Genomic DNA, 14,822 nt, shown 5'->3' on the forward strand with positions numbered 1-14,822 from the left:
GGCAGACACCCTGTACAAAGCAGTGTCCGGCGATTACGCAGGCTGTTTCGATACATCCTGCTTTGCCACTCGGGCATGCTGGGTGTTCCCTATCTTGTACGAGAAGTGACCCATGGCCCTGTTGTATAAAGCCGACCCGGTACGCGGTGAACAATGGAAGCGTCTATTCGCCGAGCACGCTCCGGACATCGAATGGCGCGCCTGGCCGGACATCGGCGACCCGAGGGACATTCACTTCCTCGCCGCCTGGCAGGCGCCGGATGACCTCGAAACACTCTTGCCGAACCTGCAAGTGCTGTTCGCTTTGTCGGCCGGGGTCGATCAGCTTGATCTTAATCGCTTGCCCACCTCCCTGCCGGTGGTCCGTCTCCTCGATCCCGGCATTACCCGGGGCATGTGCGAGTACGCCAGCTTCGCCGTGCTCAGCCTGCACCGGGATATGCTCCGTTATCGCCAGCAACAGATTGCCCGGTGCTGGCAGGCGCACTTGCTGCAACCGGCGGCCCAGCGTCGGGTCGGGGTCATGGGGCTCGGCATGCAGGCCCGGCAGATTCTGGCCACCTTGCAGACCTTTGGCTTCGCCTTGTCAGGTTGGGCACGCAGCGAGCATCACATCGCCGGGGTGAATTGCTTTGCCGGTGACGAACAGCTCCCGGCCTTCCTCGGCCAATGCGACATCGTGCTGTGCGTCCTGCCATTGACCGAGCAGACCCAAGGGATTCTCAGCCGTCAGTTATTCAGACATCTGCCCGAGGGTGCTGCCCTGGTCAACATGGGCCGTGGTGGCCACCTGATAGAAGAGGATCTGCTCGAGGCCCTGGCCAGCGGCCAACTCAGCGCGGCGGTGCTTGACGTCCTGCAACAGGAGCCGGCAGCGCCGGATCACCCGTTCTGGCAGCATCCGCAGATACTGCTGACGCCGCATATCGCGGCGATGACTCAACCCGAAAGTGCCTTCGGCGTGTTGCTGGACAACATCCGTCGGCATCAGCACGGTGAACCGATGCTCGGCCAGATTGACCGCCAGCGATGTTATTGAGCGGTGCGTGCTCACGCAGCTACAAAAAGCACCGGCGAAAAATCCGCTGATATTTGCTGCTGAGCCTGCTGTCGATTTGAGCAATAACTGCGGTGCGTGAAGCCGCAACTGATGCAATCTACCGAATCAATCTGCGCCTCTTGTCAGGTCTGGCGGCAGGTGAGATATCAGTCCTTTCGGCGGAGAAATCCGCCCGGTCACGCTCCCTTGAATACGGAGATGTTCATGTCCAGTTCGCAACGCCCGGCGTATGCCTATCGCCCCATGACCGCTGCCGATGTGGCAGCGGCCCATGCCTTGTCCGTGCAGTTGAAGTGGCCCCATCGCCTGGAGGACTGGGCCATGCTGCAGCGCGTCTCGCAGGGTTTTGTCGCCGAGGACCACGGCCGCCTGATCGGCACCGCGTTCACCTGTCCGCAGGGTGACTACGCCACGATCGGCCTGGTGATTGTCAGTGACGAATACCAGGGCCAGGGCATCGGTCGCAAACTGATGGAACAGGCACTCCAAGCGTGTGGAACGCAGACCGCCATGCTCAACGCGACGCTGGCCGGCGCGCCTCTTTATGCCAGCCAGGGATTCGTTGACTTTGGTCATATCCAACAACATCAGGGGAACGTATCGCCTCCGGCCCCCAAGGACCTGCCATCCGGTGAGCGCCTGCGCCGCCTGACCGAAGCGGATCGAAACAACGTGATCGAACTCGCCAACGCCGGCAGCGACCTGGACAGGCATGCCGTGCTCAATGATCTGTTCGACAGTGTCGAAGACATCGTGGGCATCGAGCGCGATGGGCAACTGCGTGGGTTCGCCATCCTGCGTCCATTCGGTCGTGGTCGTTACATCGGCCCGGTCGTTGCAGAAAACCCACAGCAGGCCAAGCACTTGATCGCGGTGCTGTTGGCTCAAGTGCCGGATGCTTTCGTCCGCATGGATGTACCGTCCGACAGCGGCCTGGGTCCCTGGCTGGAAGAAGCCGGGCTGAAGCAGGTCGACACCGTCGCCCAGATGGTCCGTGGTTCCCCGCCCCAGGCCAGGGGCGGCATAAAGCAGTTTGCGCTGGTGAGCCAGGCCATCGGCTGACGCCCCTGCATCACCGCTACATCCCCTACTTTCCCGGAGAAACACCCTCATGCTAGAGCCCACTGCCGTGCTGTTGGCCCACGCCGACGGCACTCCCGCCTCAACCGCATTCACCGGCGGCTCATTGGGAGCCAACGATCCGTTCGACAGGCAGATTGCCTATCTCGGGACCCAAGACATTGCTGCCGGTATCGTCCAGGCGAGTGGACAGTTCAGCGTCGATGCATATCCCTACAGTGAAACGATCGTGGTCCACGCCGGACAAGTCATTCTGCAAAGCGAGGAACACTCGCTGCAACTCGATCCGGGTGACAGCGCGGTAATTGCCTGCGGCACATCGATTCGGATCGACGCGCAACCTGGTTCGCTCTGGGCATTCTGCGCCGATACCCAGCCTGTTGAAGCGGGCATCGTCGGCGTGACCGCACTCCCCCGGCACACCCTCCTAGCGCCCTCGACGCCACCGAGTGAAGAATTCCTGCTGAGCCCCACCCCGCAATGTCGCTCGAACAATCTGTTCGTCGAGGACACGACAAACCTGCGCATCGGCGTCTGGGATTCGACGCCCTATAACCGCAGGGCAAGGCCGCACACGATGCACGAACTGATGCACCTGATCGAGGGCAGCATCATTCTCCAGCTCGGCGATGGGACGGCGCTGGCGGTGAATACTGGCGATACGGTGTTTGTGCCCAAGGGGGCTCCTTGCGCCTGGAAGAGCAGCGTCTATGTGCGCAAGTTTTACGTCTGTAAGTAAATTGACTGGCACACCGCCTTCGCGAGCAGGCTCGCTCCCACATTGGATCGGAGGCAGACGCAGGTTTCACGGCATACCGAGGAACCCTGTGGGAGCGAGCTTGCTCGCGAAGGCGTCAGATCAGTTGAAAGATAATTGACTGACCCACCGCCTTCGCGAGCAAGCTCGCTCCCACATTGGTTTTGGGTTTGCCGCAAGATACCTGGCTGACATCGAATCCTGTGGGAGCGAGCCTGCTCGCGAAAGGGCCAGCACATCCAATATCTTCATTGGCTGATACACCGCCATCGCGAGCAGGCTCGCTCCCACATTGGATCACCGGCAGACGCAGATTTCATGGCATACCGAGCCCCCCTGTGGGAGCGAGCCTGCTCGCGAAAGGGCCAGCACATCCAATATCTTCATTGGCTGACCCACCGCCATCGCGAGCAAGCTCGCTCCCACATTGGTTTTGGGTTTGCCGCAAGATACCTGGCTGACATCGAACCCTGTGGGAGCGAGCCTGCTCGCGAAAGGGCCAGCACATCCAATATCTTCATTGGCTGATACACCGCCATCGCGAGCAAGCTCGCTCCCACATTGGATCGGCGGCAAACGCAGGTTTCACGGCATACCGAGGAACCCTGTGGGAGCGAGCTTGCTCGCGAAAGGCCGGCACATCCAATATCTTCATCACTGACACACCGCCATCGCGAGCAAGCTCGCTCCCACATTGGATCATCCGGCAGACGCAGATTTCATGGCATACCGAGCCCCCCTGTGGGAGCGAGCCTGCTCGCGAAAGCGCCAGAACATCCAATATCTTCATTGACTGATACACCGCCTTCGCGAGCAGGCTCGCTCCCACATTGGATCATCCGGCAGACGCAGATTTCATGGCATACCGAGAAGCCTGTGGGAGCGAGCCTGCTCGCGAAAGCGCCAGAACATCCAATATCTTCATTGACTGACACACCGCCTTCGCGAGCAAGCTCGCTCCCACACTGGATCGTCGGCAGATGCAGGTCTCACGGCATACCGAGGAACCCTGTGGGAGCGAGCCTGCTCGCGAAAGGGCCAGCACATCCAATATCTTCATTGGCTGATACACCGCCATCGCGAGCAAGCTCGCTCCCACATTGGATCAGCGGCTCAGAGCGCCCCCGCAATAGCCAGACCAACCTCCTGAGTCGACGCCTGCCCCCCAAGATCAGGCGTAATCGGCCCCGCTGCAATAACCCGCTCGATGGCCCTGAGAATCCCGTCATGGGCCGCGCGATAGCGTTCATCGCCATTACCCAGGAAGTCGAGCATCAAGGCACCGGACCAGATCATCGCAATCGGGTTGGCGATATTCCGTCCATAGATATCTGGCGCCGAGCCATGGACCGGTTCGAACAACGAGGGAAATCGTCGCTGTGGATCAAGGTTGGCCGAAGGGGCGATGCCGATGGTGCCGGCGCAGGCAGGTCCAAGGTCGGACAGGATGTCACCGAACAGATTCGACGCCACGACCACATCGAAACGGTCTGGCTGAAGCACAAAGCGCGCACACAGGATATCGACGTGTTGCTTGTCCCAGGTGACGTCCGGGTACTGCTGCGCCATGAGCGCCGTGCGTTCGTCCCAGTACGGCATGCTGATGGAAATGCCGTTGGACTTGGTCGCCGCCGTCAGGCGTTTGCGCGGCCGGGTCTGGGCCAGGTCGAAGGCGAACTTGAGAATCCGGTCCACACCGCGTCGGGTGAATACCGACTCCTGCAGCACGAACTCGTGCTCGGTGCCTTCGAACATCTTGCCGCCGACCGAGGAATACTCGCCCTCGGTGTTTTCGCGGATCACCACGAAGTCGATGTCCCCGGCTTCGCGTCCGGCCAACGGACACGGCACGCCAGGAAACAGCCGCACCGGACGGATGTTCACGTACTGATCGAAGTCCCGGCGAAACTTCAGCAGCGAACCCCACAGGGAAATGTGATCCGGTACCTTGTCCGGCCAGCCCACGGCGCCAAAGTAGATCGCATCGAAGCCCTTGAGCTGTTCGAACCAGTCGGCGGGCATCATCTGCCCGTGTTCCAGGTAGTAATCGCAGTGGGCCCAGTCGAGCACTTCGATGCTCAGATCCAATTGCCATTTCTTCGCCGCCTGTTCCAGTACCCGCAGCCCCTCCGGCAAGACTTCCTTACCGATACCGTCGCCAGCAATCGCGGCGATTCTGAATGGTTTGCTCATCAACCATGCCTCCTCTTCAAATCGCTGACCGCATCACAACCCGCCGACGTGGAAGGCTTTGACTTCAAGGAATTCATCCAGGCCATACTTGCTGCCTTCACGCCCAAGGCCCGATTGCTTGATGCCGCCGAAGGGCGCGACGTCCATGGAAATGAGCCCGGTATTGAGGCCAACCATGCCGAACTCCAGGGCCTCGCCGAACCGCCATGAGCGGCGCAGATCCTGGGTGAAAAAATATGCCGCCAAGCCATAGGGCGTAGCGTTGGCCAAGGCCAGCGCCTCTTCTTCCGTGCTGAAGCGCATCAGGGGAGCAACCGGACCGAAGGTTTCTTCGTTGGCCAGCAGCATCCCGGCATGCGTCTCCCCGAGCACCGTCGGCTGGACGAACCGGCTGTCGCCCGCGGGGATTTCGCCACAAAGCAGGCGAGCGCCCTGGCTCAACGCCTCGTCGATGTGTCGAGCGACCTTGCTGACCGCCGCCGCGTTGATCAGCGGACCGATGTTCACCTCGGCCTCGAGGCCGTCGCCAACCTTGAGTTTGCCCACCGCCTCCACCAAGCGCTGGGCGAAGCGCTCGTAGATCCCATCCTGCACCAGAATGCGGTTGGCGCAGACGCAGGTCTGCCCGGCGTTGCGGAATTTACTGAGCATGATGCCGGTCACGGCTTGCTCCAGGTCCGCGTCGTCAAACACGATGAACGGAGCGTTACCGCCCAGCTCCAGGCTCAGGCGCTTGATGTGTTCCGAGCTCTGGCGCATCAGCAGGCGTCCGACAGCGGTGGAGCCGGTGAAGGAAAGCTTGCGCACCGTCGGGTTGCCGGTCAGTTCCTCACCAATGCCGGCGGGCATGCCGGTCACGACGTTGAACACCCCGGCCGGAATCCCGATCCGCTCGGCCAGCACCGCCAGGGCCAGGGCCGACAGCGGGGTCAGGTCCGACGGCTTGACCACGATCGTGCAGCCCGCGGCCAGGGCCGGTGCGCACTTGCGGGTGATCATCGCATTGGGGAAATTCCACGGCGTGATCGCGGCGCAAACGCCCACCGGCTGTTTGAGGGTCATCAAGCGTCGATCACCGCTGGGGGCCGGGATGGTTTCGCCGTAGATCCGTCGAGCTTCTTCGGCAAACCATTTGACGAAGCTGGCACCGTAGCGGATCTCGCCCTTGGCTTCCGCCAGCGGCTTGCCCTGCTCAAGGGTGAGGATCAGCGCCAGGTCGTCGAGGTTGTCGATCATCGCCTGGTACCAGCGATCGAGCAGCGCCGCCCGTTCCGCCGCCGGACGTGCACGCCAGGCCGGCCAGGCACGGTCGGCAGCTTCGATGGCGCGCCGGGTTTCATTGCCGTGTATCGCCGGTACCCGGGCAAGCACCTCGCCGGTGGCCGGGTTGATCACGTCCAGGGTGGCGGCGTTGTCGGCGCCGACCCACTGGCCGTCGATGTAAGCGAGTTCTACCAGCAGGCTGGGGTCTTTCAGGCGATTCTTGAGCATGACGTCGGGTCCTGTTCTGAGACAGCCTTCAGTCTATTGAGTCGCCCTGAACGAGGATGCTGAAAACGCCGGCCCTACAGCCACGAATGCTGAAAATCAGCCTTCGACGGCATAATGCTGTTCATTAAGGCAATCGGGGAACCCGTGGCGAGGGAGCTTGCTCCCGCTGGGCCGCGAAGCGGCCCCAAAACCTGCCAAACACTTAGTATCAGACACACCGCATCCGCCGGTTTACGACTGCTTCGCAGCCGAGCGGGAGCAAGCTCCCTCGCCACGGGTACGTCATTTTGTTAAGTGAACAGCATTACCTTCGACGGCAGGCTTTACTGTTGCACGATCAAATGCGCATCGAGCCCAGCAACCCTTGCAGAAAGCACTCACCCGCCTCCATCTGGCTGATCTCGATGTACTCGTCAGGCTTGTGCGCCTGTTCGATCGAACCCGGGCCGCAAACCACCACTGGCACATCCAGGCGTTGCTTGAATAACCCGCCCTCGGTGCCGAACGAGACTTTCGCGGTGCCAATGTCCGGGGCGGCAAAGTTTTTCAGGAACCGTACCGCTTCGACGCTCGGGTGGGTGTCGAGACCCGGGTAGACGTTCAGGGTCTCGATTTCAATCGCAGCCACGCTGGAGAGCTTTTGCGCCTCACGCACGATCAGTTCGGCCCGTTCGCGCATCTGCTCGAGGAAGCCGTCCAGGTTGTCCGCCGGCAAGTTACGCACTTCGAAATCAAGGGTGCACAGGTTGGGCACGATGTTCAGCGCCTTGCCGCCGACAATCTGCCCGACATGCACCGTGCTGTAGGGCACATCGTAATCGGTATCCCGGGCACCCTGCTCTTGCAACTGCTGTTGGCTCAGGCGCAGCGCGGCGATGAAATCGCAGGCCACATGAATCGCATTAACCGAGCGTGGCGCCAATGATGAGTGCGCCTCCAGCCCACGACAGTACGTACGGTAGGAACCCTTGCCCTTGTGCCCGAGAACGAACTGCATATGGGTCGGCTCGCCGATGACGCACAGAAACGGCCGGACCGGTGCCAGGTGCAACACATCCAGCAAACGCCGTACCCCCACGCAGCCGATCTCCTCGTCATGGGACAGCGCCAGCTGCAGCGGCCTGCTCAATGGCTGCCCGGCGGCATCGAGCATGGCGTCGATTGCCAGGGCGATAAAGCCCTTCATATCGCAACTGCCGCGGCCATAAATCCGTCCGTCCCGCACCGTCGCCGCAAATGCCGGGAAGGTCCAGGCCTGCCCCGCCGCCGGCACCACGTCGGTATGACCCGACAGCAGGATCCCTGGCACATCCCTTGGACCGGTACTGGCAAACAGGTTGGCTTTGTTGCCGCTGTCGTCCCGCACGATCAAGGACTCGATGCCCTTGGTCATGAGCAGATCGCGCACGTATTCGATCAAGGCCATATTCGATTCCGAAGAGACGGTGTCGAAGGCCATCAGCCGTTTGAGAATCTCCAATACACGGGATTTCATGCGTACGCCGCCACGGTCGGAGTGTTCGGTTGCTGGGTTTTCATCAGTTCGGCGCTGTCGTGGTGGCAAAGGATTTCGCTGCCACCGACTAACATCCGTCGGTCCGGCGCGACGCGGTTGCACAGCCCGTCGACCCGCACCGGGCAGCGACTCAGGAAGGTGCACAGCCCTGGCACAGCGGCTTTCGGGCCAATCGGCGGCAGCGTCTGGCAGGTCGTTGCCCCGCAGCTTTCCAGCCAGCCCTGGCGCAGTTCCGGTACGGAGTGGATCAACAGATCGGTATACGGGTGGAACGGAGCCTCGGCATAGGATTGACGCGTACCGGCCTGGACCTTGTGCCCGCTGTACATCACCACGATGTCGTCACACAAGGCGCGCACGGTGGAGATGTCGTGGCTGATGAACAGATAGGACACTCCCAGCTCCTGGCGCAAATCGCGCAGCAATTCGAGAATTGCCGCACCGACCACGGTATCCAGCGCCGAGGTCACCTCGTCACAGAGAATCAGGTCTGGCTTGGCCGCCAAGGCCCGGGCCAGGTTGATCCGTTGCTTCTGCCCGCCGGACAGTTCGTTCGGACGCCGGTCCGCCATCGTCCGGGGCAAACGCACCAGGTCCAGCAGCTCGCCGATACGCTCGCGCAACGCCGCGCCCTTGAGGCCGAAATACATCTTCAGCGGGCGGCTCAGGATCGTGCTGACGCTGTGCATCGGATTGAGTGCGGTGTCGGCATTCTGGAAGACCATCTGTATGCGTCGGAACTGCTCCTGGGTACGCGACGACAGGCTGCCGCCCAGGGGTTGACCATCGAAGCACAACCCGCCAAGGGCTGGCTGCAACAACCCGGCCACCACCCGTGCAAGGGTCGATTTGCCCGACCCCGACTCACCGATGACGCCGATGGCCTGGCCTCGGCGAACCGTCAGGTCGATGCCTTCCAGCACGCGAATCGCTGGCATGCCCTGGGCATTCTTGTTGCCGTAGCCGGCGGTCAGCCCCTGGATGGTCAGCAAAGGGGTGTCTTGCGCGATGTCGCCGGGCGGACGGATCGTCGTGTCCGGCCGCGCCGCCGCCAACAGGCTGCGGGTGTATTCGTGGGCCGGGCCCTTGAGCAAAGGTGCCGTGGCGCTGTGTTCGAAGATCTCGCCGCCATTGAGCACCACGATCTGATCAGCCATCTGCGCCACGACCGCCAGGTCGTGGGACACATAGACGGCCGTGGCCCCACGCTCGCGGACTACCCGTTTGAAGGCCCGCAGCACATCGATCTGGGTCGTCACATCGAGGGCCGTGGTCGGCTCGTCGAGCACCACCAGCAATGGATCGCTGATCAGCGCCATGGCCGCCATCACCCGTTGCAGCTGCCCGCCGGACACCTGATGAGGATAGCGTTGGCCGATGCGCTCCGGGTCTGGCAGGGCCAGGTCACGGAACAGCTCGATGGCCTTCGCCTCAAGCACCGCCCGGCTACCCAGGCCATGAATCAGCGCGCCTTCCACTACCTGGTCGATGAGTTTTTTCGCCGGGTTGAACGCAGCTGCGGCGCTCTGGGCGATATAGGACACGCGGTTGCCACGCAACTTCTGCAACTGGCTCTCGCTCAACGCCAGCATGTCATCCTCGCCGATTTTCACCACGCCGCCCGCCAGCCGGCAACCGCGTCGGGCATAACCGAGCAATGCCAGGGCAATGGTGGTCTTGCCGGAACCGGACTCACCGATCAACGCCAATACTTCGCCTTTTTGCAGGGAGAAGCTGACCCCCTTGACGATGTCCACCTCCTCGCGCTCGCCGCAGGCGACCACGCGCAGGTCCTGTACCCGAATCAATTCGCTCATTTCAATGACCTCCCGTACGTCGGCTACGTCGCGACGACAACCGGTCGATGAACAGATTCACGCCGATGGTCAGGGTGCCGATGGCCAGGGCAGGAATCACGATCGCCGGCGCCCCCTGATTGAGGCCGCCGATGTTCTCGCGCACCAGCGAGCCAAGGTCGGCATCCGGCGGTTGCACGCCCAGCCCGAGGAAACTCATGCCACTGAGCAGCAGCACGATGAAACCAAAACGCAGGCCCAGGTCCGCCAGCACCGGATTGAGGATGTTCGGCAGGATTTCCACGCAGGCGATGTACAGTCGGCGCTCGCCCCGGGTACGGGCCACTTGCACGTACTCCAGCGCTTCGATATTCACCGCCATGCTGCGGGCGATGCGGAAGGCACCGGGGGTGTAGCTCAACACCGCCGTGCAGATCAGCAAGGTGACCGAGGAGCCGAAGGCCGAGACCATGATCAGCGCCAGCATCTTGCTCGGGATCGAAATGAACGCGTCCATCAGGCGACTGATCAGCTCATCCAGCCACTTTGGCGAAACCACCGACAACAGCGCCAGACTGGTTCCCAGGGTGCTCGACAGCACCGCGGCCACCAACGCCAGGCCGACGGTGAAACGCGCGCCGACAAGAACCCGGCTGAGCATGTCGCGGCCCAGGTAATCGGTGCCGAACGGGTACGTCGCGCTGAGGCTGTCGAAGACGTTGTCGGAGACCACTTCGCCCACCGGATGCGGCGCCAGCCACGGGCCGAAAATCGCCACCAGCAACCAGATCACACACATCGCGGCGCCGGCCAGGCCAAGCCAGGACTTTGCGTGGGCATCTTTGCCCAACCCCAGCGCAGCGGCTGCCGTCGGCGATTTCACAATGAGGTTGTTCATTGGTTTCTCAGCCTCGGATTGGAAAGAATCGCGCACAGGTCGGCGATCAACACCAACGCCAGGTACGCCGTACAGAACAACATGGTGCAGGCTTGAACCAGGGCCATGTCGCGGTTGGTCACGGCATCGACCATCAGGCTGGCAATGCCGGGATAGTTGAAGATCGTTTCGACGATCACCACCCCGCCCAACAGGTAGGACAAGCTCAGGGCGATGGCATTGGCAATGGGGCCGATGGCATTGGGCAAGGCATGCCGGAGCACGATACGGATATTGCTCACGCCCTTGAGCCGGGCCATTTCCACGTAAGGGCTGTCGAGCTGATCGATCACGGCTGCGCGGGTCATGCGTGACATTTGCGCGACAATCACGCAGCACAGCGTCATCACCGGCAATGCGTAGGTGCGCATGAATTGCCAGGGGGACGTGATGTCACTGGCGTAGGACAGCGCCGATAACCAACCCAGGTTCACGGCGAATATCAGCACCGCCAAGGTGGCGACCAGAAACTCCGGCACGGCCACCATGGTCAAGGTGAAAAAACTCAGGAAGCTGTCGAGGCGCCCGCCTCGGCCCATGGCCGAGCCGATGCCCAGGGTCAACGCCACGGGCACCGACACCAGGGCCGTGGCAGCGGCGAGCATCAAGGTGTTGGGAACCCGGCCGGCCATCAGCTCGATCACCGGCGTGGCGTTGGACATCGACATCCCCAGGTCACCGCTGAGCAGGCTCGTCAGCCAATGCAGGTAACGCAACACACCGGGCTGGTCCAGGCCCATTTTGGTCCGCAGAGCCGCCACCTGTTCCGGCGTGGCGAACTGTCCCAGCGCCTGCTGCGCCGCGTCCCCCGGCAGCACCGCCGTGATGGCGAACACCACCATGGAGACAATCAACAAGGTCACGATCGCCGCCCCCAGACGGCGGCCGATCAACCACAGTGTGTTGCTATTCATCATCCGACCCTCGTGCAATGTGGCCCAAACCGACCTTCATCAGGCATCCAGCCAGATCTGCTCGGCAAACATGTAGCCCATGAAACCGCCCAGGGGATTGGCGCCGTAGCCTTTTACACGCTGGTCGGCACCGTCGATGTTGCTGATGAACACCGGTACGCCGATGCCTCCGTGCTCATGCACCAGCACTTGCATGTCGGCGTACATCTTGCCGCGCTTGGCCTCGTCGGTTTCACCGCGGGCCTGTATCAACAATTGGTCGAACTGCTCGTTTTTCCAGCCTGATTCGTTCCAGGGCGCGCTCGACTGGAAGAACTGCGAGAACAGCATGTCGGCATTCGGTCGCGGATTGATGTTGCCAAAGCTCAGCGGGTGCTTGGCCCAGTGGTTGGACCAGTAGCCATCGCTCGGCAGGCGGTTGACGTTGAGCTTGAGTCCGGCCTCCTTGGCGGACTGCTGCAGCAGCACCGCGATGTCCACCGAACCGGTCGCCGCGGGCGAGCACATCAGCGGCATGCTGATGCTTTCCATGCCGGCCTTCTTCAACAACGACCTGGCCTGTTCAGGATCGTAAGCCCGTTGCGGCAAATCGGCGTTGAAGAAGCGTGCCCCGGGCGCGATCGGATGGTCGTTGCCGACCCGCGCATAGCCACGGAAGATCGCCGACTTGATCTGTTCCCGGTCCAGCAGCAACTTCATCGCCTGGGTGAACTCCGGGCTTTTGCCGGGCATCTGGTCCTGACGGATGATCAGGTCAGTGTAGTTGCCCGACGGCGAGTCGATGACCCGATGCCGGGCGCTGTCCTTGATGCGGGTGGTCGAGCGTGGATTGACCTCGTTGACGATGTGCACGTCCCCTGACAGCAGGGCGTTGATCCGTGACGATTCGTCGGCAATGCCGATGAATTCGATCTCGTCCAGGTACGGCAGGCCGGGCTTCCAGTAATTGCTGTTGCGCACGCCGACGGAGCGCACCCCGGGCTTGAACTCCTTGACCTTGAACGGACCGGTACCGATGCCCTGGCTGAAATCGCTGGTGCCTTCCGGTACGATCAACATGTGCGAGACGGCAAGGACCGACGGCAGTTCAGCGTTGGGGCCGCTCAACTGAATCTGCACTTCATGGGTGCCAACGGCTTTGACTTCGGCGAACTGCGACGCCAGCGGCAGGACCTTGGAGCCGGTGATCGGGTCCTTGTGCCGCAACAGCGAAAACACCACGTCGGCGGCGGTCAATGCCTTGCCGTTATGGAAGGTCACTTCCTTGCGCAGGCTGATCACCCAGAGCGTGGCGTCCGTGGTCTCGATACGCTCGGCCAGTTCCAGTTGCGGCACCATGTGGCTGTCAAAACGCGTCAGCCCGTTGTAGAACATGTAATGGCGTACGTAGTCGGTGGACGACGAACCTTTGGCCGGGTCCAGGGTGTCGGCGGTGGAACTGGTCGAGCCGGCGACGCGGATCCGCCCGCCAGGCTTGCCTTTGCCTGGGCTGGCGGCCTCCTCATCGGCGAACAGCTTGCCGGCGGCGCCGAACAGGCTGCCGGCGCCCGCCACGGCCACCCCGGCCAACCCGAGCATCTGCAATGCATTGCGGCGTGACATGCCGCGATTGAGCCCTTCGAAAACGCGCAGACTTTCCGTACCTGTTATCAGCTGGGTATCGATACTGTTTTTTTTGTCAGTCATGTCGGTTCTACCTTTCGCAAATGATAAGGCTCGATTGCTCGCGCTATACGCAATGTGATGAAACCTGAAGCGTCCCTCGCCACTCAGTGCAAATAGTCTTGAAGGCGGTAATACGCACCTACCAGCGGCAGGAACCAGGGCTTGCCAAAATGTCCGGGGATCGCCGGCCAGTCGAGTTCGCGCCAAGGGTTGGCCTCGACCTTGCCGGCCATGACGTCGGCCATGACCTGGCCCATGTGCACCGACATCTGCACGCCATGGCCGCTGTAGCCCATGGAGTGATAAACGCCGCCGTGCTGGCCGGCCCGGGGCAGCCGATCGGAGGTCATGTCGACCAATCCGCCCCAGCAATACTCGACCTTGACGTGGGCCAGCTGCGGAAACATCTGCATCATCGCCGCGTGCAGGACTTTGCCGCTCTTGGCATCGGACACACTGTCGGACATGGCGAACCGCGCCCGCCCGCCAAACAGCAAGCGGTTGTCCGGCGTGATCCGAAAGTAGTTGCCGATCATCCGGCTGGTGACATAGGAGCGGTGTGCCGGCAGCAAGCTGTCGATCAAGGCCTGCGGCAACACCTCGGTGGCGATCACGAAACTGCCCACCGGCACGATCCGCCGCCGATACCAACCCAACCCACCCTGCTGGCAGGTGCCGGTGGCCAGCAGGATTTGCGTGGCCTGTAGCGAACCCTTGGTGGTATTGACCCGATAGCCACCGGCGCTGGTTTTCCAGTCGGTTACGGATACGCCTTGGAAAATCAGCGCGCCGTGACGGGCGGCGGCTTCGGCCAACCCTACTCCGAAGCGTCCGACATGCATCTGCACGCCGTTACGCTGCAGCAAGCCGCCATGGAACTGGGCCGAGTTCACTTCAGCCCGGGTTTCTTGCGCAGACAGCAACTCGACCTCGGCATCGACCTCGCGCCGGATCAATTCGCAAGTACGTGCCAACCCTTCGTAGTGCAGCGGCTTGGCCGCCAGTTTGAGCTTGCCATTACGCTTGAAGTCGCAGGCAATCTGCTCTTGCTCCACCAGCGAGACGACACTCTGCACGGCGCTTTCATAGGCCTGGTAATAGGCGCGCGCCTTGTCGGCGCCGAGGCTGGCACTCAATGACGCGTAGTCCTGGGCGACGCCGGTGTTGCACTGGCCGCCATTGCGCCCCGAAGCCTCGCCAATGACCCGCCCGCCTTCCAGCACCACCACATTGGCGCCCTTCAAGGCCAGGGACCGGGCGGCGGCCAGGCCAGTGAAACCGCCACCGACGATGGCCACATCGACCTGCCCGGGTAACGCACCGAGCTGGGCACCGGTAAATGCCGGTGCGGTATCGAGCCAATAAGACTCACTGCCCATGTCTAACCCCTTATGCCTTGAAGCGTGCAATGAG

At 62.0% G+C, this 14,822-nt stretch carries 11 protein-coding genes; 3 read left to right on the forward strand and 8 right to left on the reverse strand.

Translation table 11 applies throughout. The features are described 5' to 3' along the window. Window positions 1-112 precede the first annotated feature (112 nt). The 3 genes from J3P94_RS14425 (at window position 113) to J3P94_RS14435 (ending at window position 2,879) form a co-directional block, all read left to right on the forward strand. On the forward strand, window positions 113-1,039 hold the full coding sequence (locus J3P94_RS14425) for a 2-hydroxyacid dehydrogenase (protein ID WP_434568478.1): 927 nt from the start codon (window positions 113-115) through the stop codon (window positions 1,037-1,039). 225 nt (window positions 1,040-1,264) lie between these two features. Further along, window positions 1,265-2,122 carry a GNAT family N-acetyltransferase gene (locus J3P94_RS14430; protein ID WP_434568479.1) on the forward strand — a complete coding sequence of 286 codons (858 nt, stop codon included), beginning with the start codon at window positions 1,265-1,267 and terminating at the stop codon, window positions 2,120-2,122. A 49-nt stretch (window positions 2,123-2,171) separates the two neighbouring features. Further along, on the forward strand, window positions 2,172-2,879 hold the full coding sequence (locus tag J3P94_RS14435) for a cupin domain-containing protein (RefSeq protein ID WP_434568480.1): 708 nt from the start codon (window positions 2,172-2,174) through the stop codon (window positions 2,877-2,879). Between the two features lie 1,131 nt (window positions 2,880-4,010). On the opposite strand, the gene J3P94_RS14440 is transcribed toward J3P94_RS14435, so the two are convergent. The 8 genes from J3P94_RS14440 to J3P94_RS14475 form a co-directional block, all read right to left on the reverse strand. Further along, the gene (locus J3P94_RS14440) at window positions 4,011-5,090 is read right to left on the reverse strand and encodes a tartrate dehydrogenase (protein WP_434568481.1); all 1,080 of its coding nucleotides are present in this window, start codon (window positions 5,088-5,090) and stop codon (window positions 4,011-4,013) included. Between the two features lie 33 nt (window positions 5,091-5,123). Then, window positions 5,124-6,581 (reverse strand): NAD-dependent succinate-semialdehyde dehydrogenase, encoded by a 1,458-nt coding sequence (locus J3P94_RS14445; RefSeq protein ID WP_434568482.1) that lies wholly within the window; start codon window positions 6,579-6,581, stop codon window positions 5,124-5,126. A 337-nt stretch (window positions 6,582-6,918) separates the two neighbouring features. Continuing rightward, on the reverse strand, window positions 6,919-8,076 hold the full coding sequence (gene argE / locus J3P94_RS14450) for an acetylornithine deacetylase (protein ID WP_434568483.1): 1,158 nt from the start codon (window positions 8,074-8,076) through the stop codon (window positions 6,919-6,921). Further along, window positions 8,073-9,914: an ABC transporter ATP-binding protein gene (locus J3P94_RS14455; RefSeq protein WP_434568484.1), complete on the reverse strand. Its 1,842-nt coding sequence runs from the start codon at window positions 9,912-9,914 to the stop codon at window positions 8,073-8,075. Before J3P94_RS14455 ends, argE begins: the two co-directional genes overlap by 4 nt. Window position 9,915: 1 nt before the next feature. After that, complete coding sequence (locus tag J3P94_RS14460) at window positions 9,916-10,791, reverse strand: ABC transporter permease (RefSeq protein WP_434568485.1); 876 nt, start codon at window positions 10,789-10,791, stop codon at window positions 9,916-9,918. Further along, the gene (locus J3P94_RS14465; protein ID WP_434574175.1) at window positions 10,788-11,744 is read right to left on the reverse strand and encodes an ABC transporter permease; all 957 of its coding nucleotides are present in this window, start codon (window positions 11,742-11,744) and stop codon (window positions 10,788-10,790) included. Before J3P94_RS14465 ends, J3P94_RS14460 begins: the two co-directional genes overlap by 4 nt. A gap of 39 nt (window positions 11,745-11,783) precedes the next feature. Then, window positions 11,784-13,430 carry an ABC transporter substrate-binding protein gene (locus J3P94_RS14470; protein WP_434568486.1) on the reverse strand — a complete coding sequence of 549 codons (1,647 nt, stop codon included), beginning with the start codon at window positions 13,428-13,430 and terminating at the stop codon, window positions 11,784-11,786. Between the two features lie 83 nt (window positions 13,431-13,513). Next, entirely contained in the window at window positions 13,514-14,788 is a 1,275-nt protein-coding gene (locus J3P94_RS14475) for an NAD(P)/FAD-dependent oxidoreductase (RefSeq protein ID WP_434568487.1), read from the reverse strand. Window positions 14,789-14,822 lie beyond the last annotated feature (34 nt).

The organism is Pseudomonas sp. Z3-8 (assembly GCF_051131975.1).
Lineage (GTDB): Bacteria > Pseudomonadota > Gammaproteobacteria > Pseudomonadales > Pseudomonadaceae > Aquipseudomonas.